The organism is Pseudomonas sp. PSE1(2024) (assembly GCF_050990555.1).
Taxonomy (GTDB): domain Bacteria; phylum Pseudomonadota; class Gammaproteobacteria; order Pseudomonadales; family Pseudomonadaceae; genus Aquipseudomonas; species Aquipseudomonas aphyarum.
In genome coordinates this window covers 5,437,501-5,460,762 of record NZ_CP158967.1, presented here as the reverse complement: position 1 = coordinate 5,460,762, position 23,262 = coordinate 5,437,501, and the positions used below count along the sequence as shown (strand labels likewise).

The 23,262-nt window shown below is 60.5% G+C and carries 24 protein-coding genes (1 of these 24 only partly in view); 14 read left to right on the top strand and 10 right to left on the bottom strand.

From position 1 onward, the window contains the following. Window positions 1-21 precede the first annotated feature (21 nt). The 4 genes from ABTV87_RS24825 to dksA form a co-directional block, all read right to left on the bottom strand. Complete coding sequence (locus ABTV87_RS24825; protein ID WP_007959612.1) at window positions 22-2,976, bottom strand: sensor histidine kinase; 2,955 nt, start codon at window positions 2,974-2,976, stop codon at window positions 22-24. After that, entirely contained in the window at window positions 2,960-3,136 is a 177-nt protein-coding gene (locus ABTV87_RS24820) for a hypothetical protein (protein ID WP_003176118.1), read from the bottom strand. The genes ABTV87_RS24825 and ABTV87_RS24820 overlap by 17 nt, the downstream gene beginning before the upstream one ends. A 77-nt stretch (window positions 3,137-3,213) precedes the next feature. Continuing rightward, a complete protein-coding gene (gene gluQRS / locus ABTV87_RS24815; RefSeq protein WP_085608673.1) occupies window positions 3,214-4,110 on the bottom strand; it encodes a tRNA glutamyl-Q(34) synthetase GluQRS in 897 nt (298 codons plus the stop codon). An 83-nt stretch (window positions 4,111-4,193) separates the two neighbouring features. Next, window positions 4,194-4,637, bottom strand: coding sequence for an RNA polymerase-binding protein DksA (gene dksA / locus ABTV87_RS24810; RefSeq protein ID WP_007959616.1), 444 nt, complete (start codon window positions 4,635-4,637; stop codon window positions 4,194-4,196). 334 nt (window positions 4,638-4,971) lie between these two features. Between dksA and ABTV87_RS24805 the strand changes: the two genes are divergently transcribed. Then, complete coding sequence (locus tag ABTV87_RS24805; RefSeq protein WP_433898516.1) at window positions 4,972-6,144, top strand: pyridoxal phosphate-dependent aminotransferase; 1,173 nt, start codon at window positions 4,972-4,974, stop codon at window positions 6,142-6,144. Further along, window positions 6,144-6,857 carry a DNA/RNA nuclease SfsA gene (sfsA, locus tag ABTV87_RS24800; protein ID WP_433898515.1) on the top strand — a complete coding sequence of 238 codons (714 nt, stop codon included), beginning with the start codon at window positions 6,144-6,146 and terminating at the stop codon, window positions 6,855-6,857. Before ABTV87_RS24805 ends, sfsA begins: the two co-directional genes overlap by 1 nt. Here the strand turns inward: sfsA and ABTV87_RS24795 are convergent. Next, window positions 6,854-7,171: a Rieske (2Fe-2S) protein gene (locus ABTV87_RS24795; RefSeq protein WP_085608670.1), complete on the bottom strand. Its 318-nt coding sequence runs from the start codon at window positions 7,169-7,171 to the stop codon at window positions 6,854-6,856. The two genes, sfsA and ABTV87_RS24795, sit on opposite strands and share 4 nt — an antisense overlap. Window positions 7,172-7,333: 162 nt before the next feature. Between ABTV87_RS24795 and ABTV87_RS24790 the strand changes: the two genes are divergently transcribed. The 4 genes from ABTV87_RS24790 to ABTV87_RS24775 are packed head-to-tail and all read left to right on the top strand — an operon-like array spanning window position 7,334 to window position 10,880. Further along, the gene (locus tag ABTV87_RS24790; RefSeq protein ID WP_433898514.1) at window positions 7,334-8,206 is read left to right on the top strand and encodes a heme/hemin ABC transporter substrate-binding protein; all 873 of its coding nucleotides are present in this window, start codon (window positions 7,334-7,336) and stop codon (window positions 8,204-8,206) included. Between the two features lie 50 nt (window positions 8,207-8,256). Continuing rightward, window positions 8,257-9,240 (top strand): FecCD family ABC transporter permease, encoded by a 984-nt coding sequence (locus ABTV87_RS24785; RefSeq protein WP_176247740.1) that lies wholly within the window; start codon window positions 8,257-8,259, stop codon window positions 9,238-9,240. After that, the gene (locus tag ABTV87_RS24780; protein WP_085608668.1) at window positions 9,240-10,007 is read left to right on the top strand and encodes a heme ABC transporter ATP-binding protein; all 768 of its coding nucleotides are present in this window, start codon (window positions 9,240-9,242) and stop codon (window positions 10,005-10,007) included. Before ABTV87_RS24785 ends, ABTV87_RS24780 begins: the two co-directional genes overlap by 1 nt. Window positions 10,008-10,028: 21 nt before the next feature. After that, entirely contained in the window at window positions 10,029-10,880 is an 852-nt protein-coding gene (locus ABTV87_RS24775; RefSeq protein WP_433898513.1) for a ChaN family lipoprotein, read from the top strand. Window positions 10,881-11,106: 226 nt separating this feature from the next. Here the strand turns inward: ABTV87_RS24775 and ABTV87_RS24770 are convergent, their stop codons facing one another. The 4 genes from ABTV87_RS24770 to ABTV87_RS24755 form a co-directional block, all read right to left on the bottom strand. Next, window positions 11,107-11,889 (bottom strand): Crp/Fnr family transcriptional regulator, encoded by a 783-nt coding sequence (locus ABTV87_RS24770; RefSeq protein ID WP_433898512.1) that lies wholly within the window; start codon window positions 11,887-11,889, stop codon window positions 11,107-11,109. 15 nt (window positions 11,890-11,904) lie between these two features. Beyond that, on the bottom strand, window positions 11,905-12,177 hold the full coding sequence (locus ABTV87_RS24765) for a TfoX/Sxy family protein (RefSeq protein ID WP_433898511.1): 273 nt from the start codon (window positions 12,175-12,177) through the stop codon (window positions 11,905-11,907). A 220-nt stretch (window positions 12,178-12,397) separates the two neighbouring features. Beyond that, window positions 12,398-12,742: a pentapeptide repeat-containing protein gene (locus ABTV87_RS24760; RefSeq protein ID WP_433898510.1), complete on the bottom strand. Its 345-nt coding sequence runs from the start codon at window positions 12,740-12,742 to the stop codon at window positions 12,398-12,400. A 91-nt stretch (window positions 12,743-12,833) separates the two neighbouring features. Next, a complete protein-coding gene (locus ABTV87_RS24755) occupies window positions 12,834-14,390 on the bottom strand; it encodes an AAA family ATPase (protein ID WP_221535425.1) in 1,557 nt (518 codons plus the stop codon). A gap of 118 nt (window positions 14,391-14,508) precedes the next feature. Between ABTV87_RS24755 and mrcB the strand changes: the two genes are divergently transcribed. Genes mrcB through ABTV87_RS24740 form a run of 3 tightly spaced genes read left to right on the top strand, consistent with a single transcriptional unit; the run spans window position 14,509 to window position 17,931 of the window. Further along, the gene (gene mrcB / locus ABTV87_RS24750; protein WP_007959641.1) at window positions 14,509-16,833 is read left to right on the top strand and encodes a penicillin-binding protein 1B; all 2,325 of its coding nucleotides are present in this window, start codon (window positions 14,509-14,511) and stop codon (window positions 16,831-16,833) included. A gap of 16 nt (window positions 16,834-16,849) precedes the next feature. Next, a complete protein-coding gene (locus ABTV87_RS24745; RefSeq protein WP_007959642.1) occupies window positions 16,850-17,596 on the top strand; it encodes a hypothetical protein in 747 nt (248 codons plus the stop codon). After that, the gene (locus ABTV87_RS24740; RefSeq protein WP_433898509.1) at window positions 17,596-17,931 is read left to right on the top strand and encodes a YqcC family protein; all 336 of its coding nucleotides are present in this window, start codon (window positions 17,596-17,598) and stop codon (window positions 17,929-17,931) included. Before ABTV87_RS24745 ends, ABTV87_RS24740 begins: the two co-directional genes overlap by 1 nt. 18 nt (window positions 17,932-17,949) lie before the next feature. Here the strand turns inward: ABTV87_RS24740 and ABTV87_RS24735 are convergent, their stop codons facing one another. Continuing rightward, window positions 17,950-18,366 carry a DUF4124 domain-containing protein gene (locus ABTV87_RS24735; RefSeq protein WP_007959651.1) on the bottom strand — a complete coding sequence of 139 codons (417 nt, stop codon included), beginning with the start codon at window positions 18,364-18,366 and terminating at the stop codon, window positions 17,950-17,952. Window positions 18,367-18,766: 400 nt separating this feature from the next. On the opposite strand from ABTV87_RS24735, the gene ABTV87_RS24730 reads away from it, so the two are divergent. From ABTV87_RS24730 to msrP, 5 genes are all read left to right on the top strand, one after another. Then, window positions 18,767-20,491: an acetolactate synthase 3 large subunit gene (locus ABTV87_RS24730; RefSeq protein WP_085608788.1), complete on the top strand. Its 1,725-nt coding sequence runs from the start codon at window positions 18,767-18,769 to the stop codon at window positions 20,489-20,491. A gap of 2 nt (window positions 20,492-20,493) precedes the next feature. Next, the gene (ilvN, locus tag ABTV87_RS24725) at window positions 20,494-20,985 is read left to right on the top strand and encodes an acetolactate synthase small subunit (protein ID WP_003176102.1); all 492 of its coding nucleotides are present in this window, start codon (window positions 20,494-20,496) and stop codon (window positions 20,983-20,985) included. Between the two features lie 48 nt (window positions 20,986-21,033). Beyond that, window positions 21,034-22,050 carry a ketol-acid reductoisomerase gene (gene ilvC / locus ABTV87_RS24720; RefSeq protein WP_007959661.1) on the top strand — a complete coding sequence of 339 codons (1,017 nt, stop codon included), beginning with the start codon at window positions 21,034-21,036 and terminating at the stop codon, window positions 22,048-22,050. Window positions 22,051-22,197: 147 nt separating this feature from the next. Further along, window positions 22,198-23,055: a CDP-diacylglycerol--serine O-phosphatidyltransferase gene (gene pssA / locus ABTV87_RS24715; protein WP_007959662.1), complete on the top strand. Its 858-nt coding sequence runs from the start codon at window positions 22,198-22,200 to the stop codon at window positions 23,053-23,055. Between the two features lie 62 nt (window positions 23,056-23,117). Beyond that, a protein-coding gene (msrP, locus tag ABTV87_RS24710; RefSeq protein WP_085608663.1) for a protein-methionine-sulfoxide reductase catalytic subunit MsrP crosses the window boundary here: on the top strand, window positions 23,118-23,262 show its beginning. Its footprint extends 869 nt past the window's final position; the window shows 145 of its 1,014 coding nt (coding positions 1-145); it begins with the start codon at window positions 23,118-23,120; its stop codon lies off the right edge, out of view.

Here is a 23,262-nt window from a genome sequence, read left to right as displayed (position 1 = left end):
GATTCGATACTCTCGACGGTCTCAGTTCACAGCGGACGTCGCTTCGACATGGCGCGGCAATGTCACCCGGATACGGGTGCCGCGCTGGCTCTGAACATCAGCCGGGCTGTCGATGGTGATTTGTCCATAATGCTCTTCAACGATGGAATAGACCAGTGCAAGGCCCAGACCGGTGCCTTCGCCAGGATCCTTGGTGGTGAAGAAGGGTTCGAACAATCGGTCCATGATGCTCGACGGAATACCGCTGCCTTCGTCTTCGACGATCAGATCGACCGTGTGTTCGCCGGCTTCACTCTTCACGCGTACCGCACTGCCGGCAGGCGAGGCGTCACGGGCGTTGGAGAGCAGATTGATCAAAACCTGGGCGAGCCGCTGCGGATCGCCTTCGACCCAGTGATCGGGATCGCACAGGTTGTAGAACTGGACTTCGAAATTGCGCCGGTTCAGGGCCAGCAGGCCGATGGCGTCCTGGGCGACTTCCGCCAGACAGACGGGCTCGTCGCTGTGCTGATGGCTGCCGGCGTGGGCGAAGCTCATCAACGACTGGACGATGCGTGAAACGCGCTTGGTCTGCTCGAGGATCTGGCCGCTGATTTCCGTCAGCTCACCGTCCTCTTCGCGCTCTTCCCGCAGGTTTTGCGCGAGGCAGGCGATGCCGGTGATCGGATTGCCGATTTCGTGAGCAACACCCGCTGCGAGTCGACCGATGCTGGCCAGACGCTCGGAATGAACCAGTTTGTCTTCGAGCATCTGGGTTTCGGTCAGGTCTTCCACCAACAGCACCAGGCCGCTGTTGCCCGGTGCCAGCGGCTCGTCGATGGCCGCTTTGTGCAGGTTCAGCCAGCGGGTCTGGCCGTCGAGAGCCAGGTGCTGCTTGTGCAAGTGCTCGTCGGGCAGGTGGATGAAGCCTTGCAACAGATCTTTCCACGGATTGGCGATGGTGCTCAGGCGCGAGCCGACCACCCGTTGCGCGGCAATCCCGGTCAGTTCTTCCATGGCCTTGTTCCACATCAGGATCTCCTGATCCTTGGCCAGCGAGCAGACGCCCATCGGCAGTTCCTGCAGGGTCTGGCGGTGGTAGCGGCGCAAGGCGTCGAGTTCGGCGGCCAGCCCGGTCAGACGCGAGTGGTAATCCTCGAGGCGGCTTTCAATGAAGTGGATGTCTTCGGTGACGTAGTTTTCGCCGCCGGCCTTGTAGGGCAAGAAGGTTTCCACCATGTCCTGGGCGACGCTCGGGCCCATCAGGCCGGAGAGGTTGGCTTCGATCCGGTCACGCAGGCGGCGCAACGCATAAGGGCGGCGCTCGTCGAAGGGCAGATAAAGGTCGCGCAGGGCCTGTTCGACTTCTTTCTGCGCAGCCTTGGCGCCCAGCGGTTTGGCCAGTTGCGTGGCGAATTCCTGCGGCGAGGCGGCGTGCAATTCGCGGCGCTGCGGGCGACGTACGTTGTCCACCGCGCAGGCTTCGGCGGCGCTGGCCTCTTCCGGGCTGGCATTGGTGAACAGCGAAATCAGCGTGAACATCAGGACGTTGGCTGCGAGCGAGGCGATGGCCGCCATGTGCCAACTGGTGTCGTCCAGCACGTAGATCATGTTCAGCAGCGGAATATAGAAACCCTGCAGATTGCCGACCAGCGGCAACAGCATGGTCACGACCCACACCACAATCCCCGCAAGCAGACCGGCGATAAAGCCGCGGCGATTGGCGGTCGGCCAGTACAGCACCGACAGCACACCCGGCAGGAATTGCAGGGTCGCAACGAAGGCGACGATGCCGAGGTTGGCCAGATCCTGCTCGGCGCCGAGCATCAGATAGAAGCAGAAGCCGGCCATGATGATCGCGACGATCAGTGCCCGGCGGGTCCATTTCAACCAGCGATAGATATTGCCCTCGGCCGGTGGCTGGTAGAGCGGCAGCACCAGATGGTTCAGGGCCATGCCCGACAGTGCCAGCGTGGTGACGATGATCAGGCCGCTGGCCGCCGACAGACCGCCGACATAGGCCAGCAACGCCAGCGACTTGCTGTTGGCGGCGATGCCGATGCCGAGGGTGAAGTATTCCGGATTGGTGGTGGCGCCGAGTTTCAGGCCGGCCCAGAGAATCAGCGGCACGGCCAGGCTCATCAGCAGCAGGAACAGCGGCAGGCCCCAGCTCGCGCTGACCAGCGAGCGCGGATTGAGGTTTTCGGTGAAGGTCATGTGATACATGTGCGGCATCACGATCGCCGAGGCGAAAAACACCAGCAGCAACGTGCGCCACGGGCCTTCCTGCAACGGTGTGTGCAGGGCGGCGAGGGCGGTCTGGTTCTGCAGCAGCCACAGTTCGAGCTGTTGCGGGCCGTCGAACACGCCGTACAGCGCGTAGAGGCCGACGCCGCCGAGGGCGGCCAGTTTGATCACCGATTCGAAAGCAATCGCGAACACCAGCCCTTCGTGCTTTTCACGGGTGGCGATATGACGGGAGCCGAAGAAGATCGTGAACAGGATGATCAATGCGCAGAACGCCAGGGCCACGCGATTCTGCACCGGTTCGCCGGTGAGGATGCCGATGGAATCGGCCACGGCCTGGATCTGCAACGCCAGCAACGGCAATACGCCGATCAGCATGAAAATCGTGGTCAGCGCACCGGCCCAGGTGCTGCGGAAGCGGAAGGCGAACAGGTCTGCCAGCGACGACAGTTGATAAGTGCGGGTGATCTTCAGAATCGGATACAGCAGCACCGGCGCCAGCAGAAACGCGCCGGATACCCCGAGATAACTGGACAGAAAACCGTAGCCGTACTGATAGGCCAGACCGACCGTGCCATAGAATGCCCACGCACTGGCGTAGACCCCCAGCGACAGGGTGTAGGTCAACGGATGGCGAATGATCGCCCGCGGGATCATGCCCCGTTCACTGATCCACGCCACCCCGAACAGCGCGGCCAGGTAGGCGGCGCTGATCAGCAGCATCTGGGTCAGGCTAAAGCTCATCGGCATCTTTTTGGCTCTGCAGGATGAAGGTCACGACAATCAGGATCAGCCAGAGCAGATAAGGGCGATACCAGGCGCCCGTAGCGTCGATCCACCAATCCATGATGGCGGGAGAAAACAGGTAGATCCCCACGACCAGAAGCAGGACCAAGCGATAGATGTACATCCCGGCCTCTCTTTTTTATGCGCGTGCCCGAAAACGTGCGGCGATGGTAACGGATGGGCGCGCCACTGCAAGTGTCGTCACAGCAGTTGCGCTTCGGGCAGGGTCAGTGTGCGCGGGATTTTCAAGGCATCCCAGTGGGCGCTGCCCCAGTTCAACAGTTCCTGCGGCGAGGCGTGGGCCAGTTCGAGCCCCGGGTTTTGCCCCAGTGCGCGCAAGGCCCGCAGCAACAATGGTGTGGCCTGATCGGCTTCCAGCGGTGGCGAGCGATAGGACTTGCCGAGCTTGTTGCCGTCCGGCTGGGTAATCAGTGGCAGATGCAGATAGCGCGGCTGGCGCAGGCCCAGCAATTCCTGCAGATAGAGCTGGCGTGGCGTGGAGTCGAGCAGATCGGCACCGCGCACGATGTCGGTGATGCCCTGCCACGCGTCGTCCAGTACCACCGCCAGTTGGTAGGCGTAGAGGCCGTCGCGGCGGCGGATCACGAAATCTCCCACGTCACGGCCCAGGTGCTGGCGGTATTCGCCCTGCACCCGGTCGATGAAGTGGTATTCCAGCTCTGGCACGCGCAGGCGGATCGCGGCGTCTTCCTGACCATGGCCGGCATTGCGGCACAGTCCCGGATAAATGCCGTGGTACGGCTCCAGTTGTTTGCGCGAGCAGGTGCAGGCGTAGGCCAGGCCGTGATTGAACAGGCTGTCGAGGACTTGAGCATAGGCTTCGTGCCGGTCGCTCTGGCGGACCATTTCGCCGTCCCATTCGAAGCCATAGCTTTCCAGTGCCTTGAGAATCGCCGCTTGCGCGCCCGGCTCTTCGCGAGGCGGATCGAGATCTTCCATGCGCACCAGCCAGCGGCCATTCACCGAGCGGGCATCCAGATAAGAAGCGAGCGCCGCTACCAGCGAGCCAAAGTGCAGGTGTCCACTGGGGGTCGGGGCAAAGCGGCCAATGTAGGCGGGGGAGGTGTTGGCAGTCATGAGGGCGATGTTACTTGAGAGTCAAAGAACAGCAGAAACAAAAACGGAGCGTTCGCACGCTCCGTTTTTCGTTCAGGCCGGGATTATTTGCCGACCTGCTTTTCCTTGATTTCCGCCAGGTTCTTGCAGTCCACGCACATGTCGGCAGTCGGACGGGCCTCGAGGCGCTTGACGCCGATCTCGATGCCGCAAGAGTCGCACCAGCCGTACTCTTCGTCTTCGATCAGTTGCAGGGTCTTGTCGATCTTCTTGATCAGTTTGCGCTCGCGGTCGCGGGCGCGCAGCTCGAGGGCGAACTCTTCTTCCTGACTGGCACGGTCGGCCGGATCAGGAAAGTTGGCCGCTTCGTCTTTCATGTGATCAACAGTGCGGTCGACTTCCTGCATCAAGTCCAGTTTCCACTTGGTCAGGATCTTGGTGAAGTGCGCGCGCATTGGAGCGCCCATGTACTCTTCGCCCGCTTTCGGGACGTAGGGTTCGAAACCGCTGAGTGTCTGACTTGCCTGTTGCTTTGCTTGGGTGGGCATGAAATGGACCGCCTCTACTCTTGTAATCCATTGCGCAGGATTGCTCCATCACCGACACCTGCCGGCCCTGCGGCTGCAAGCGGGCGAACTTACCAGATCAATTCGGCCCGCGCTACTCCCGGATGTCGAGCGCGCGGCCGGTGGGGCTTGCAAATGTTTGCCAAGCCATGTCCGGTGATGTTGCAGACCTGCTCAATCACTGATTTTAGTCAATCCTGGAGCGTACGCTCGGGTCGTTACAGTCCAGTGTTCTTGTGGCTGTGACCGCTGCGGGTTCTCGCTCGTTCCGGCAGATGGGTAGAATCGTTTCTTTTCCCTCGTTGAAGGAAGGCCAATGGCTCAGCCCTACAGTGCGCGCAGTCGTGCGATCGAACCGTTCCATGTGATGGCGTTGCTGGCGCGGGCCAATGAATTGCAGGCCGCCGGCCACGACGTGATCCACCTGGAAATCGGCGAACCGGACTTCACCACCGCCGAACCGATCATCCGCGCCGGCCAGCAAGCCCTGACGGACGGGAAAACCCGCTACACCGCGGCCCGTGGCATTCCCGAGCTGCGCGAGGCGATTTCCGGTTTCTATCAAACGCGCTACGGCCTGAACATCGATCCTCGACGGATTCTCATCACGCCCGGCGGTTCCGGCGCGTTGCTGCTGGCCAGTGCGCTGCTGGTGGATCCGGGCAAACACTGGCTGCTGGCCGACCCCGGTTATCCTTGCAACCGGCACTTTCTACGATTGGTCGAGGGCGCGGCGCAGCTTGTGCCGGTCGGCCCGGACGTTCGCTATCAACTGACGCCGGACCTGGTGGCGCGCCACTGGGATCACGACAGCGTCGGCGCGCTGGTCGCTTCGCCAGCCAACCCGACCGGTACGATTCTGACACGCGATGAGCTGGCCGGTTTATCCACAGCCATCAAGGCGCGTCACGGGCATCTGGTGGTGGACGAGATCTATCACGGCCTGACTTACGGCACCGACGCAGCCAGTGTGCTGGAAGTCGATGACAGTGCATTTGTCCTCAACAGTTTCTCCAAATATTTCGGCATGACCGGATGGCGCCTCGGCTGGCTGGTGGCGCCGGATGCGGCGGTCAGTGAGCTGGAAAAGCTCGCGCAGAACCTCTACATCAGCGCGCCAAGCATGGCCCAACACGCAGCGCTGGCCTGTTTCGAGCCGGACACCATCGCGATTCTCGAAGAGCGCCGCGCCGAGTTCGGCCGTCGTCGCGACTTCCTGCTGCCGGCATTGCGTGAACTGGGTTTCAACATTGCCGTGGAGCCGGAAGGCGCGTTCTATTTGTATGCCGATATCAGCCAGTTCGGCGGCGATGCCTTCGCGTTCTGCCGTCATTTCCTCGAAACCGAACATGTAGCGTTTACTCCAGGGCTGGATTTCGGTCGCTATCAGGCCGGTCATCATGTGCGTTTTGCCTACACGCAAAACCTCCCTCGGCTACACGAAGCGGTGGAACGCATAGCTCGTGGCTTGAAGAGCTGGCAAGGCTGATGCGCTTTCATCCTCCTCTTGAAGAAGGCCGGTTGATCCGCCGTTACAAGCGTTTTCTCGCCGATATCGAAACCGTTGGCGGCGAGTTGCTGACCATTCATTGCCCGAACACCGGCTCGATGCTCAATTGCCAGGTTGAGGGCGGGCAGGTCTGGTTCAGCCGCTCCAATGACCCGAAGCGCAAGCTGCCCGGTACCTGGGAAGTCGGCGAAACACCGCAGGGCCGGCTGTTTTGCGTGAACACCGGGCGCGCCAACGCACTGGTCGAAGAGGCCTTGCAGGCGGGCGTAATCAGTGAACTGAACGGCTTTACCGGGCTCAAGCGCGAAGTGGCGTACGGGCAGGAAAAGAGCCGGATCGATTTTCGCCTCGACTATCCGACGGGCCCGGCCTACGTGGAAGTGAAAAGTGTCACGCTGGGTTTCGACGGCACGGCAGTGGCAGCGTTTCCCGATGCGGTGACAGAACGCGGCGCCAAGCATTTGCGTGAGCTGGCGCATCTGGCCAGGGACGGGATTCGCGCGGTGCAGTTGTACTGCGTCAATCTCACCGGCATCGAAGCGGTGCGTCCTGCCGAGGAAATCGACTCGGCCTACGCCGCTGCGCTGCGTGAGGCGGTGGCGTGCGGGGTCGAAGTCCTGGCGTACGGCGTGCGTTTGAGCCATGAAGAGATGGTGATCCACCGGCGCCTGGACGTGCTGCTCAACGGTTAAACATCGATCCATAGCCCTTGCGCGTCTTCACGGCAAGGGATGGCCGTCAGCGATTGCCCGGCGCACGGGCCGGCGACGCATTCACCGTCCTCGATCAGAAACAGTGCGCCGTGGGTTGCGCACTGGATCAGGCTGTTGCTCGGGTCGAGAAACTGGTCGGGGTGCCATTCCAGACCAACGCCCCGATGCGGGCAGCGATTGAGATAGACGTAAGCCCGCCCCGCGCGGCGCACGGCAAACAGTTTTTTCCCGTCGATATCGAAACCGCGACTGCCGTCCTCAACCAGATCGGCGCCCGCGCAAAGAAACTTCATGGCTATCCTCAAATGTCGGCTCGTGTCTGGATATGTCCGAGCTTGACGTTCAAATGCAAACAATTATCAAATGGCCGCCTTCACCCGTGGCGAGGTGACCGCAGCCGAGGATACTTGGCCTGCCGTTCCGATGCCCGGGAAAACCTTTCAAGGAAGCTGTCTATGCGCCTGAGTACCCGCGTTGCCGTGCTGTGTGTCGGACTGTTGGTCAGCCACCAGGCTGCAGCGACCGAGTTGCCGCAACGTTGGGTCAGCGCCGGCGGTGCGTTGTCGGAGTGGGTGAGTGCGCTGGGTGGCGAGGCCAAACTGGTAGGCGTCGACACCACCAGCCAGCATCCCGAGTCTCTCAAGTCGCTACCGAGCATCGGCTATCAGCGCAGCCTGTCGGCCGAAGGCATTCTCAGCCTGCGCCCGGACATCCTGATCGGCACCGAAGAAATGGGCCCGCCCCTGGTGATCTCGCAGGTTCGCAGTGCCAAGGTGCAGGTGGAATTGTTCTCGGCTCAGCCGGATCTGCCGACGCTGGAAAAAAACGTTACTCATCTGGGGCAGTTGCTGGGCGCCGAAAGTCAGGCGACTCAGCTGCTGCAAAGTTATCAACAGCAACTCGATGCTCAGAAGGCGCGTGTAGCTGAAGCTCAGACCCGGCAGAAAGCGCCGGGCGTGTTGTTGCTGCTCGGGCATGCTGGCGGCAAACCGCTGATCGCCGGCAAGGACACCGCCGCCGATTGGCTGCTGCAACAGGCGGGCGGGCATAACCTTGCGACCCACACCGGGTACAAGCCGTTTTCTGTGGAATCCCTGGCCAGCCTCGATCCTGAAGTGCTGGTATTCGCTGACCGTGCGCTGACCGGCGAGGCGGCGAAAACGGCGCTGTTCAAGGAAAACCCGATCCTCAATTCCAGCCGTGCGGCCAAGACCGGACGCGTGCTGGAGCTGGATCCGACGCTGCTGGTGGGCGGGCTCGGGCCGCGTTTGCCGGCTGCGCTCAAGACCCTGTCTGACGGTTTCTACCCGGCCCAGAGCGGCCAATGACCACGCTGGTCAAACCCCGTGGCTTGTTCATCGGCCTGATCTTGCTGTGCCTGCTGGCGATCTGGCTGTCGCTGGCGTTGGGGCCGGTCAGTCTGCCGTTGTTCGATACCTTGCGCGCTGCGCTGCGCTTGATCGGTGTGCCGCTGGCGCCGGACGGGCTGGAACAGGCTGAACTGATTCTCGGGCAGATTCGTCTGCCGCGTACGTTGCTCGGGCTGGCAGTCGGCGGTGTGCTGGCGCTGTCCGGGGTGGCGATGCAGGGGTTGTTTCGTAATCCGCTGGCCGATCCTGGGCTGGTCGGCGTCTCGAGCGGTGCGGCGTTGGGCGCGGCGGTGGCGATTGTCGGCGGTTCGTTTTTTGGCGGATTGCCGGAGTGGTTCGGGCCTTATCTGCTGTCGGTTTGCGCGTTTCTCGGTGGCCTCGGCGTAACGGCGTTGGTCTATCGACTCGGTCGCCGTAACGGGCAGACGAATGTTGCGACCATGTTGCTGGCGGGTATCGCTCTGACGGCGCTGGCCAGTTCGGCGGTGGGGCTGTTTACCTATCTGGCCGACGACGCCACATTGCGCACGTTGACGTTCTGGAACCTGGGCAGCCTTAACGGCGCGAGCTATGCGCGGTTGTGGCCGCTGCTGATCATCACCGCCGGTGTTGCACTTTGGCTTCCACGGCGGGCGAAGGCGCTCAATGCGTTGCTGCTCGGCGAATCGGAAGCCGGGCATCTGGGGATCGATGTAGAACGGCTCAAGCGCGAGCTGGTGTTCTGCACGGCGCTGGGTGTCGGTGCGGCGGTGGCAGCGGCGGGCATGATCGGTTTTGTCGGGCTGGTGGTGCCGCATCTGGTGCGCTTGCTCGCGGGGCCTGATCATCGGGTGTTGCTGCCGGCATCGGTGCTGGCCGGGGCGAGTCTGTTGCTGCTGGCGGATCTGGTGGCGCGGCTGGCGCTGGCGCCGGCGGAACTGCCGATCGGCATCGTCACGGCGTTCATCGGTGCGCCGTTCTTCCTTTATCTGTTGCTGCGAGGGCGTGCCTGATGCTGCGTGCGCACAATCTGCACATCCGCCGTGGCCGCAAGACCGTTCTGGCCGATGTCAGCCTGCAACTCGAACCGGGCGAAGTGCTTGGCGTGTTGGGGCCGAATGGCGCCGGCAAAAGCACCTTGCTCGGCGCGCTGTGCGGTGAGCTGAGCGCGCACGAGGGGGAAGTGCTGCTGGACGGTGAGGCCTTGAGTCATTGGAGTGGCACTCAGCGCGCGCAGCGGCTGGCGGTGTTGCCGCAGGTATCGACCCTGGATTTCGCCTTTCGTGTTGAAGAAGTGGTCGGCATGGGGCGTCTGCCTTATCAGAGCGGGCGGGTGCGCGATGACGAGATCGTCGCTGCCGCATTGCGGGCGGCCGATGCCGGGCACCTGAGTGGCCGCAGTTATCTGGCGTTGTCCGGCGGCGAGCGTCAGCGCGTGCATCTGGCGCGGGTGCTGGCGCAGCTCTGGCCAGGACAGGCGGGGCAGACGTTGCTGCTCGATGAGCCGACCTCGATGCTCGATCCATTGCATCAACATACGACGCTGCAGGCAGTGCGCGAATTTGCCGATCGCGGCGCGGCAGTTCTGGTGATCCTGCATGATCTGAATCTGGCGGCGCGCTATTGTGATCGCATCCTGCTGCTTGAAGGCGGTCTCCCGGTCGCACTGGATACGCCGCAACAGGTGTTGCGCCCTGAATCGCTGAAGGCGGTTTTCGGTCTGGAAGTATTGGTGCAGCCGCACCCGGAGCGCGGGCATCCGCTGATCATCGCCCGCTGATGTCGTCATCGAGGTGAGGGTATGCGCGGGATTCTGCTGTTGGCGGTGTTGTGGCTTGCGGGTTGCCAGCATGTTGCGGAGCCGCCGGTCGTGGGCGAGATCCGTGATCTGCGTAGCGGCGAGAGTCTGACGGCGCAGCAATTACTGACGCAACTGAGCAGACCGTCACGGCTGATCATTGGCGAACAGCATGACAACGCCGATCACCATGCCCTTCAATTGTGGTTGTTGCAGAACCTCGAAAAAACGCGACCCCAGGGCAGTCTCCTGCTGGAAATGCTGACGCCCGATCAACAGTCGCGCGTCGATGACGTGCGCCATGCCGCAACGCCACCGGTTGATCTTCCCGCTGCATTAGCCTGGCAGGACGGTTGGGACTGGAATCTCTACGGCCCGATTGTGCGGTTTGCCCTGACACAATCCTGGCCAGTGCTGGCGGCCAATCTCGATAACATCGAAATTCGTGCGTTCTATCGCGATCCTCCGGTTCTGAGCGGCGAGCGCAGCAACGCCAAATCTGTGAAAGAAACGCTGTTGGAGCAGATCGGCGATTCTCACTGCGGCTTGCTGCCGTCATCACAAATGCCGGCGATGCTGGCCGTTCAACAACAACGGGATCGGCGCATGGCCTCGCGTTTGTTGGCGGCGCCCGCGCCGGCATTATTGTTGGCGGGTGCTTATCACGCGCGCAAGGATGTGGGTGTGCCGCTGCATGTGCTGGATCTGGGCGCGTCCGAAGCGCCGACGGTGCTGATGCTGGCGGAGCAGGGCAGTCGGATTACGGCGGCGATGGCTGATTATGTCTGGTACACACCCGCCACGCCGAAACCGGATTATTGCGCCGAGATGCGTAAACAGTTCGGCAAGAAATGACTTTTCCACAGGCAAAAAAAGACCCGGTAAAAACCGGGTCAAATAACCGTGATTAGCCTGATGAGGAGATAATCTGAGAGTCCGAACCAAGGGCTTTTCAGAATATCGACTGATCTCGCGACCAGTTGTGATAATCATAGCGATTCTCATTACCAAGTCAACTGCTGTTTTTTCATTTCTGTCGTTTTGTCCCGGCAATGGCGTAAACGCCCGGTGAATCCGGGCGTCAGATCTGGGCTGTGAGCTGCTTGTTGAGCTGGTCGATACGCCTCGCCATGCTTTCGATCAGGCTGTGGGCGATTTTCGGATTGGTGCGGGTCATGCTCAGAAACTGATCGCCGGGAATCAGCATTACGGTGCTCGCCTCCCGGGCAATGACCGTCGCGTTGCGCGGCTCGCCAGTAAACACCGCCATTGCGCCGAATATTTCATCCCTGGGCACGTCGCCTACCTTGTGCCCGTTAACAAACGCTTCGGCGTGTCCTTCGATAATCACGAACACATGGTCGGCGACATCGCCCTCGCGGATCAGAACGTCCCCGGCTTCAACCCGCTTGAAACCGTTGGTGCTGCGAAACTCGCGCGGCTTGAACTCGGCGACTGCGTGCGCCAGCAACGCCATCTGCCCGAGCAGGTAGCGCAGAAACTGCTCCGATCGCGACGTTTCGCCGTACACATGTTGAAACAAATCGCTTCGGCGATAGGGCAGTAATGTCAGCGGGCTGTCCGAGTACAGCGTGCAATCCGCCCATTCCGGACCCTGTTGCAGGCCGATCAAATCGCCCTCATGCCAATAGAACAGACCACGTCCACCCAGCCGGCCGGTGACGACACCTTGAGTGAGCAAGAACAACTGGTCGTCCGGCAAACGTGCCAACAGATCATCCGTGGCTTCAAGTTCCAGCGCTGGCCCGCACGGCGGCAGGCCTTCAAGCCATTGCGCAGGCAAGCTCTGCAAGTGGTTGATCAATGCATCGGCCTGGGCCGATTGTTCCCCGAGCAGGTACATGGCGTTCAGTGCCCGTTAGTTCTTGTTGCGAGAGGAAATGGCTTCCAGCTGCTTGTTCAGCGCATCCTTGCGTTCGGCGGGAATGTCGTTCCAGTGCACATCCATCAACGCCCCTTCGATCGCGTACAACAACACCTTCGACGCCCGGAACCCGCGAGTGCGCACGGCCCGGTAGGCATCCACCGCACCGAGGCGACGCAAGTCGGAGGCGCTATGGATGCCCACGGCATGCAGCCATTGCGCCGACGTCTTGCCAAGATTCTTCAGGTGTTGCAGTTCATCATTCATCAAGCCTCCTTGCGACGGCCGAATGGTGCGTGGGCGAGCTTCTCAGGAGTGTAGCCATCAGTAGGAAAAGCGTGGTTGTTTGGTCGGATTCAACGCAAACGCTTCTAAGAAACGTCAGTTTTCACTGATGAATCAGGACGGGGAGGGCGAGGGAGAATTACCAATAGCACGCAGTCCAGCGCAAAGCGGGGGCGCTGGACGGTTCAGGTTTTTAAAAGCTTCAGCGGGTGCGATAACGCAGGCGTGTACCGAAATTCATCGACATCAGGATTTCGTCGGCACTCAGCTCCGGCGGGAAGTAGGCCCCGGAAATCTGCGCGTGAGCCAGACTCGCGCCTTCCAGCGAGGCGTTGCGAAAGTCGATGCCGCGCAGGTCGGCGGAACGGAAGTAGGCGTCCCGGAAATCCACGCCATCGGCGTTCAGTTCGCGCAGGTCGAGACCACGAAAGTCACCGCCGACCATGTCGATCGGGCCGTCTTTCGGGCGTTCATTGTTGAAACCTGTGATGTCGTCTTTGTGCAGCAAGGCATAAAGCAGGGTGTCGAGAAGTTTCGGCTGGCTCATGTCAAATCACCTGTTGGTTTTATGACGCCAGTATAGTGCCACTATTTGACGGCCGTGAAGCGAGCGAGGGCTTCACGGCCGAAATAGTTTCTTACAGACCTGGCAGGCGCTGGCGAATCTGCGCCACGACGGTGTCCAGGGTGCCGGATTCATTGGTCTGCACGCGTTTGCTACGCAGGATTTCTTCCGGCGTCAGGGCTTCGCGGTTGGCCTGTTGTGCTTCGATCACGGCGAGGGTCGCGTCGGACGGATCCTTCTTGTCCGCCTGACGAATCGCCAGCCAGCTCTCGATCACTGCCTGCGGAGCATTGCAGTCGAGGATCAGGAATGGCGCGCCAGTGGCTTCGGCGACCTTGGCGGCGTTGTCGCGTTGTTCGCGCTTGAGGTAAGTGGCGTCGATCACCACCGGGAAACCGGCGTGCAGGATCACTTCGGCGATTTCATGCAGACGAGCATAAGTCGCAGTGCTGGCATCGGCGCTGTAGATCCCGGCCTGAACATCATTGGCAACGGTTTGCTCGCCGAACAGACGTTTGCGCTCGACATCGGAGCGCAGACGGATCGCGCCCAGCGCTTCGACCAGGCGCATGGCCACATGGCTTTTGCCTACAGCGGACACGCCGTGGGTAATCGCCATGAAGCGCGAAGGAATGGTGCTGTAGCTTTCCGCCAGGTTGGCGTAGTTGCGGTACTGGCGCAGGGTGGTGGCGCGCTGCACCGGAGTGGCGTCGGCCGGCATGCTGAACAGTGCAACCTTTGCACGTACCAGCGCACGGTAAGCCTTGTAGAAGTTCAGCACTTCCAGGCCTTGGTAGTCGCCGGTCAGTTCCAGATACTGGCTGATGAAACGACGGGCCAGGGATTTCAGGCCACGGTCTTCCAGGTCCATCGCCAGGAAACCGGTGTCAGCCCAGACGTCGGTGAAACGGAACGGTTCGTTGAATTCGATGCAGTCGAAGATCACGACTTTGCCGTCGATCAGCGTGGCGTTGCCCAGGTGAATGTCACCGTGGCATTCGCGAGTTAAACCGTCTGCCTTGCGTTGGGCGAACAGTGGTTTCAGGCGATCGAAGCTGCTTTCGGCCCACGCTTGCAGGGCGTCGAGTTGCAGCAGGTCGTTCTTGTCGCTGAGGAACGGCAGGATCTGTTCGAAGTTCTGGCGCACCGGCGCCATCACGCTGTCAGGCGTACCGGCGTCGTGTTCGGCCGGGACTTTCGGCGCGTTGAGGTGGAAGCGGGCGATCTGCTCGGCCATCGCGTCGACGTGCGCGGCGGTCAGCTCGCCGTTGGCTTGCAGGGTGCTGAGCAGGCCGGTCTGCGGGAACTGGCGCATTTTCAGCAGGTATTCGATGGCCGGGCCTTCGCCACCCAGTTGCGGGGCTTCGGCGCTGCCGGTCACTGGAATCACTTCCAGATACAAATCTTCGGTCAGGCGCTGGTTCAGACGCAGCTCTTCGCCGCAGAAGTGTTCACGGGAATCGAGAGCGGTAAAATCAAGGAAGCCGAAATTCACCGGCTTCTTCACTTTATAGGCGTAGGGGCCGGTGAGCAGTACCCACGAGATATGGGTTTCGATGACCTGGAACCCTTCGACGGGGTGCGGGTAGAGGGCCGGGTTTTGCAGGGCAGCGATCAGGGACTGGCTCACGGACGATCCTTCAGAGACTGGGGGAAATTCAAGGCGCTCATTATGGCCGCTCGCCAGCCCGACGCAAACCTCGGAGCGCTCCTGTTGAGTATGAATAAAGTGCGTATAATCCGCCGCCATGACTCGTACTCGATCCCCCCGTACCCCTAAAAAACCAGCTTCCCGGGGCCTGCGCCCATGGTTGGGCTGGGCCCTTAAACTCAGTCTGGTCGGCCTTGTGGTGCTGGCCGGCTTCGCCGTTTACCTCGATGCCGTGGTGCAGGAGAAGTTCTCCGGCAAGCGCTGGACCATCCCGGCCAAGGTGTACGCGCGTCCGCTCGAGCTGTTCGTCGGACAGAAGCTGAGCAAGGACGATTTCCTCACCGAACTCGATGCCCTGGGCTATCGCCGCGAAGCCGTGAGCAACGGTCCCGGCGCGGCGGCGGTCAACGGCAACACGGTTGATCTGAATACCCGTGGCTTCCAGTTCTACGAAGGCCTTGAGAAACCGCAGCCGGTGCGCGTGCGTTTCTCCGGCGATTACGTGGCCGAACTCTCGGCGACCAACGGTTCGAAGCTCTCCGTGGTACGCCTGGAGCCGCTGATGATCGGCGGTATCTACCCGAAAAACCTCGAAGACCGGATTCTGATCAAGCTCGATCAGGTGCCGCCGTATCTGCTGGAAACCCTGGTCGCCGTGGAAGACCGGGATTTCTACAGCCACTGGGGCGTGTCGCCGAAATCGATTGCCCGTGCCGTTTGGGTCAACACTTCGGGCGGCAAGATGACCCAAGGCGGCAGTACGCTGACCCAGCAACTGGTCAAGAACTTCTACCTCACCAACGAACGCAGCCTGACCCGCAAGCTCACCGAAGCGATGATGGCGATGCTGCTTGAGCTGCATTACGACAAAAAGGAAATCCTTGAGGCTTACCTCAACGAAGTCTTTGTCGGTCAGGACGGCCAGCGTGCGGTGCACGGTTTCGGTCTGGCCAGCCAGTTCTTCTTTGCTCAGCCTTTGTCTGAGCTGAAGCTGCACCAGGTAGCGTTGTTGGTCGGCATGGTCAAAGGTCCGTCCTATTACAACCCGCGTCGCAACCCGGAGCGGGCGCTGGAGCGACGTAATCTGGTGCTCGACGTGCTTGAGCAGCAGGGCGTTGCTTCCGCCGAACAAGTGGCCGCCGCGAAGAAAATGCCGCTGGGCGTGACCACGCGCGGCAAGCTGGCCGACAGTTCTTTCCCGGGCTTCATCGATCTGGTCAAACGCCAGTTGCGTGAAGACTACCGCGACGAAGACTTGACCGAAGAGGGCCTGCGGATCTTCACCAGTTTCGATCCGATCCTGCAGATGAAAGCCGAAGCGTCGGTCAACGACACCTTCAAGCGCCTGTCCGGTCGCAAGGGTTCCGACGACGTGGAAGCGGCGATGGTCGTGACCAACCCGGAAACCGGTGAAGTCCAGGCCATGATCGGCAGCCGTCAGGCGAGTTTTGCCGGCTTCAACCGCGCATTGGATGCCGTGCGGCCGATCGGCTCGCTGATCAAGCCGGCGGTTTATCTGACGGCGCTGGAGAAACCGAGCCAGTACACGCTGACCAGTTGGCTGTCGGACGACCCGCTTTCGATCAAAGGCGCGGACGGTCAGGTCTGGAAACCACAGAACTATGACCGCCGCTCCCACGGCACAGTGTTCCTATATCAGGGGCTGGCGCATTCCTACAACCTGTCGACCTCGCGTCTCGGTCTGGCGGTCGGTGTTCCGAATGTCCTCAAGACGCTCGCGCGACTGGGCGTGACCCGTGAGTTTCCGGCGTTCCCGTCGATGTTGCTCGGCGCTGGCGGCATGACCCCGATCGAAGTCGCGACCATGTACCAGACCCTGGCCAACGGTGGGTTCAATACGCCTATGCGCGGGATCCGCAGCGTGCTGACTGCCGATGGCGAGCCGCTCAAACGTTATCCGTTCCAGATCGAGCAACGGTTCGATCCGGCCTCTATCTATCTGATCCAGAACGCCATGCAGCGGGTTATGCGTGAAGGTACCGGCAGTTCGGTTTATAACGTGTTGCCAAGAACCCTGACACTGGCGGGCAAGACCGGTACCAGTAACGATTCGCGCGACAGCTGGTTCGCCGGCTTCAGCCAGGATCTGCTGGCGGTGGTCTGGCTCGGCCGTGACGACAACGGCAAGACGCCGTTCACCGGGGCCACTGGTGCGTTGCAGGTCTGGACCAGTTTCATGCGCAAAGCCGATCCGCTGCCGCTGGACATGCCGCAGCCGGATAACGTGGTGCAGGCCTGGGTCGATTCGCGTACCGGCCAGGGCTCCGATGCCAACTGTCCGGGCGCCGTGCAGATGCCGTATATTCGCGGCAGCGAACCGCCACCCGGCGCCTCCTGCGCGGGCGAAAGCCCGGCATCGGGCGAGTCGGTGATGGATTGGGTCAAGGGCTGGATGAATTAAGCAAAGAGGGTTTCAAGTGAACAAGTGGTTGATTCCAGCGGTGACCGCCGTGGCTTTGCTCAGCGGCTGCTCCACCGTACAGCGTGGTTCGATTCCGGTTGTGGACTCCGGCACTGCCGTATCCAACAGCGAGCGCATTTCGGCCAATGGCGGTTTCCGTCAAACGACGGTGAAACGTCCTGCACAGGCCCAGACCCAGGCGATCCCGCAAGGTGATACCGGTGTGGTAGTGATGGTGCCGGGCGGCGCAGCGGCTTCGGCACCGATCAGCTCTTCGCCGATCGTTCCGGGCCCGGCGTCCGGCGGCATCACGCCGGGGCCGTACAACCCTTCGGCGGTCGAGTCGGCGCCGATCAGCTCCGGCAGCTACAGCATGCCTTCGACGCCCAGCGGCATTCCTTCGGCCAGCAGTGGCGGCGGTCTGTCTGCCGATGAACAACTGGACGGCCCGGTTCTCGCACTGTTGAGTACTGCGCAACAGCAGCAGGCCGGTGGCGACCTCAACGGCGCATCTTCCAGCCTGGAGCGTGCACAGCGTGTAGCGCCGCGCGAGCCGCAAGTGCTTTACCGTCTGGCGCAGGTGCGCATGGCCCAGGGCGATGCGCCGCAAGCCGAGCAGACCGCTCGCCGTGCACTGACCATGGCCAATGGTCGTCCGGACTTGCAGGCCAGTCTGTGGGAATTGATCGCTCAGGCACGTGAGAAGCAAGGTGATTCCGCCGGCGCCACTCTGGCCCGTCAGAAGGCCAAGGTTTCGCTGTGATGGACAGTCGTTTCTCCAAGGTCGCCGATCAATTGCTCTTGATCGAGCGTGAACTGCGCGCCCAGGGCTGGTGGGATGACGTCCAGCCCTCGGTCGAAGCCTTGAGCAGTGTCGAGCCGTTTTCGGTCGACACCCTCGATTTCGAGCAGTGGCTGCAATGGATCTTCCTGCCGCGGATGAAGATGATCCTCGAACAGGATCTGCCATTGCCCAATGCCTCGGGCATTCAGGAAATGGCCGAGATGGTTTTTGCCCAGCGCAATCTGCAGGGCAAGGATCGGCAGCTTCAGATATTGCTCAAAGAGTTCGACCTGCTGATCACCGCTTCGCGCTGAACCGGAAACTGCCAGTGGTTACTGGCAGTTTTCCGCAATCTGTTTTTGTGCCTCCGCAGTACGTTGCTGGCGCTGGTCGTCGCTCAGCCGCCGCAATTCTCCCTCTACCTCCTCCCTCAAACGCGGATTGTTCTGCAGTTGCGCGAGATTCGTGCGCGCCTGTTCGCAAAATGCCGTGAGCTGATTCTGTTGCTCGGCCACTTGCTTCTTGACCTTGTCATCGATGGCTTTCTGGTCGCCCAGCGCGCCGCTGCCAGGTAATGCGGCAGGTATTGGTGCGGTAGAGGAGGGCGTCTTCACGGCGGTGGATGACTGCCCTTGTGGTGGCTGCTGATCGAAATGGGTGACGCCCTGGGCATCGACCCATTTGTAGATCTGACCGGCCATACACCATGGGCTGGCGCCGATTAGCAGAGTTAAGAGAAGCGTTCGCATGCTGATTCCTTGGTAAAACTGCGCAATTGAAGCTAACAGAGTAGCGGTTTCCAGGTTTTTTCTTGCGTTCTCATGTGCTTACCCACAATTAAGCACATAGACGACTTGACTTGCAGAGGGCGAAACAGAAGAATCCAAAGTCCGCTGTACAGGGACTGCCAGAAGCAGACCCTCTCGGCAGATCATGAGGCGCATATCCGCGTCGACCTGTTACACCCGCAACGCGTTACCTCGCGCTGGGTGGGAAAGGCCCGCAACACTTGGGACGATCCCAATACTTGCTCAGTCAGTGCTGACGTAGTCGGCGACCACCGTCGCTCATGCTCTGCCGAGAAGTAAACCTATTAAGACCCGTTCGCTTTTTTGTGGACGGTATTCTGGCGTTTTAGAGGTGAACAACGTGGAGCTTTTATCTGGCGGTGAGATGCTCGTCCGCTTTTTGCGTGACGAAGGCGTCAAATATATCTACGGGTACCCGGGTGGTGCTCTCCTTCATGTTTACGATGCCCTGTTCAAAGAACCGGAAGTGACCCACATCCTGGTTCGTCACGAACAAGCGGCTACCCATATGGCTGACGGCTACGCCCGTGCCACCGGTAAAGCCGGCGTGGTATTGGTGACTTCCGGTCCAGGCGCCACAAACGCCATCACCGGTATCGCCACCGCTTATATGGATTCGATTCCAATGGTGATCATTTCCGGTCAGGTGCCAAGCACCATGGTCGGCACCGACGCGTTCCAGGAAACCGACATGATCGGTATCTCCCGGCCGATCGTGAAGCACAGCTTCATGATCAAGCACGCGTCCGAAATCCCGGAAGTCATGAAGAAGGCCTTCTACCTGGCGCAATCCGGTCGTCCGGGCCCGGTCGTGGTCGATATCCCGAAAGACATGACCAACCCGGCCGAGAAGTTCGAATACATCTTCCCGAAGAAAGCCAAACTGCGTTCCTACAGCCCGGCCGTTCGCGGTCACTCCGGGCAAATCCGCAAGGCGGCAGAAATGCTCCTGGCGGCCAAGCGTCCTGTGCTGTACTCCGGCGGTGGCGTGATCCTCGGCAACGGCTCCGCGCCGCTGACCGAGTTGGCGCAAATGCTCAACCTGCCGGTTACCAATACCTTGATGGGCCTGGGTGGCTACCCTGGCACTGATCGTCAGTTCATCGGCATGCTCGGCATGCACGGCAGCTACACCGCGAACCTGGCGATGCACCATGCCGATGTGATCCTGGCGGTCGGTGCGCGTTTCGACGATCGCGTGATCAACGGCGCGCCGAAGTTCTGCCCGAACGCCAAGATCATTCACATCGACATCGACCCGGCTTCGATTTCCAAGACCATCAAGGCCGACGTGCCAATTGTGGGTCCGGTGGAAAGCGTCCTGACCGAAATGGTCGCGATCCTCAAGGAAATCGGCGAAACCCCGAACAAGGAAGCCGTTGCCAGCTGGTGGAAGCAGGTTGATGAGTGGCGCGGTGATCGCGGCCTGTTCCCTTACGACAAGGGCGACGGCAGCAAGATCAAACCACAGACCGTGATCGAAACCCTGTGCGAAGTGACCAAGGGCGACGCCTTTGTGACCTCCGACGTGGGCCAGCACCAGATGTTTGCTGCGCAGTACTACAAGTTCAACAAGCCGAACCGCTGGATCAACTCCGGTGGCCTGGGCACGATGGGCTTCGGTCTGCCGGCCGCGATGGGTATCGCTCTGAGCTTCCCTGACACCGATGTTGCGTGCGTCACCGGTGAAGGCAGTATCCAGATGAACATCCAGGAATTGTCGACCTGCCTGCAATACGGTTTGCCGGTCAAGATCGTCATCCTGAACAACGGTGTTCTGGGCATGGTTCGTCAGTGGCAGGACATGAGTTACGGCAGCCGTCACTCGCACTCCTACATGGAATCCTTGCCTGACTTCGTCAAGCTGGCTGAAGCCTATGGCCACGTCGGCGTGCGCATCACCGAATCGAAAGATTTGAAGTCGAAGATGGAAGAGGCGTTCGCCATGAAAGATCGCCTGGTGGTGATCGATATTTCGGTCGACACCAGCGAGCACGTCTATCCGATGCAGATCAAAGACGGCTCCATGCGCGATATGTGGCTGAGCAAGACGGAGCGTACCTAATCATGCGGCACATTATTTCCTTGCTTCTGGAAAACGAACCCGGTGCTTTGTCTCGCGTAGTCGGCCTGTTCTCGCAGCGCAACTACAACATCGAAAGCCTGACCGTGGCGCCAACCGAAGACCCGACCCTGTCGCGTCTGACGCTGACCACTGTTGGCCACGATGAAGTCATCGAGCAGATCACCAAAAACCTGAACAAGCTGATCGAAGTGGTCAAGCTGGTGGACCTGTCGGAAAGCGCTCACATCGAGCGCGAGCTGATGCTGGTCAAGGTCAAGGCCACTGGCGCCCAGCGCGCCGAGATCAAACGCACCACCGATATTTACCGTGGACAGATCGTCGACGTCAGCGCCAGCGTGTATACCGTTCAACTGACCGGTACCAGCGACAAGCTCGACAGCTTCATTCAGTCCATCGGCACCGCATCGATTCTGGAGACCGTCCGCAGCGGCGTCACCGGTATTGCCCGCGGCGACAAAGTACTCAGCATCTAAACCAAATTAGCGAATGGCCTGAACGGCCTGGATATAAAGGGGAAATTCATGAAAGTTTTCTACGATAAAGACTGCGACCTGTCGATCATCCAGGGCAAGAAAGTTGCCATCATCGGTTACGGCTCCCAGGGCCACGCCCAAGCGTGCAACCTGAAAGATTCCGGTGTCGACGTTACCGTCGGTCTGCGTAAAGGTTCGGCCACCGTTGCCAAGGCTGAAGCCCACGGCCTGAAAGTGACCGACGTGGCTGCCGCAGTTGCTGGCGCCGACCTGGTCATGATCCTGACCCCGGACGAGTTCCAGTCCCAGCTGTACAAGAACGAAATCGAGCCGAACATCAAGAAAGGCGCCACTCTGGCCTTCTCCCACGGCTTCGCGATCCACTACAACCAGGTTGTTCCGCGTGCGGACCTCGACGTGATCATGATCGCGCCGAAAGCCCCGGGCCACACCGTACGTTCCGAATTCGTGAAGGGCGGCGGTATCCCTGACCTGATCGCGATCTACCAGGACGCTTCGGGCAATGCCAAGAACGTTGCACTGTCCTACGCCGCCGGCGTGGGTGGCGGTCGTACCGGCATCATCGAAACCACCTTCAAGGACGAGACCGAAACCGACCTGTTCGGCGAACAAGCCGTTCTGTGCGGCGGTACCGTCGAGCTGGTAAAAGCCGGTTTCGAAACCCTGGTTGAAGCTGGCTACGCGCCGGAAATGGCCTACTTCGAGTGCCTGCACGAACTGAAACTGATCGTTGACCTCATGTACGAAGGCGGTATCGCCAACATGAACTACTCGATCTCCAACAACGCTGAATACGGCGAGTACGTGACGGGTCCGGAAGTGATCAACGCCGAATCCCGTCAGGCCATGCGCAACGCCCTGAAACGTATTCAGGACGGCGAATACGCCAAAATGTTCATCAGCGAAGGCGCAACCGGCTACCCTTCGATGACCGCCAAGCGTCGTAACAACGCCGCTCACGGTATCGAAATCATCGGCGAGCAACTGCGCTCCATGATGCCGTGGATCGGTGCCAACAAGATCGTCGACAAAGCCAAAAACTAAGTCGTCGAACCTTGTATGAAAAAACGCGGCCTAGGCCGCGTTTTTTCGTATGGGCGGGCGGTTCTGGTATAAAGCTGCATCGTTTGTGGCCGAACCGTCGTCCCAGACACCTGTCGAAAATGTCCAATCCGTTGCAAGGTACTGTCCATGAGCGAACGTCCCGAAGAGCCGAACCAGGCTTCCGACGCCGAAAGCCTGCTGCCCATCGATGAGCACATCGAAGAAGGGCATGACGCAGAAGGCCGTAAAGTCCGGCATCGTGGTATCTATCTTCTGCCGAATCTGTTCACCACTGCGAACCTGTTCGCAGGGTTCTATTCCATCATCAACTCGATGAGTGCCCAGGCTGCGCTGAGCGCCGGTGACTCGGCGAATGCGAGCAAGTACTTTGCCTTTGCTGCCATCGCGATTTTTGTCGCCATGGTGCTCGACGGTCTTGATGGTCGCGTAGCGCGCATGACCAATACCCAAAGCGCCTTCGGCGCCGAGTACGACTCGCTGTCGGACATGGTCGCCTTTGGTGTCGCGCCGGCATTACTGGCATTCGGCTGGGCGCTGGGTGACATGGGCAAGGTCGGCTGGATGGTTGCCTTCATTTATGTGGCGGGTGCGGCATTGCGTCTGGCGCGCTTCAACACTCAGGTAGGTACCGCCGACAAGCGCTACTTCATCGGCCTGGCCAGCCCGGCTGCTGCTGGTGTGGTCGCGGGTATTGTCTGGGCGTTCAGTGATTACGGGATCCAGGGTTCGAAGATGTCATTCCTGGTTGCACTGATGGTGGCGGCTGCCGGCATGCTGATGGTCAGCAACATCAAGTACAACAGCTTCAAGGAGCTGGATTTGAAGGGGCGCGTGCCTTTCGTGGCGATCCTTGCGGTGGTGCTGGTCTTTGCCGTGGTGTTCAGCGATCCGCCTCGCATTCTGTTGCTGGTGTTCCTCGCCTATGCCGCTTCGGGCCCGGTGCAGTATCTGTTGCATCTTCGTCGTCACAAACACGCCGAGTGATGTAATTTCCCTCATACTCCGCAGTCTATGGTGCATCTGTCCTCCAGAGCTGCGGAGTTGCCATGTTGATCAAAGTCCCCAAAGCGTCCGACTGCCATGAGTCGGACGTAACGCCTGAATCCATTTATCTCTCTCGCCGACAATTGCTCGGAGCGACTGCGGCCGGTTTGGCCGTGAGCACTTTGCCGCGCTGGGCCAGTGCCGAAG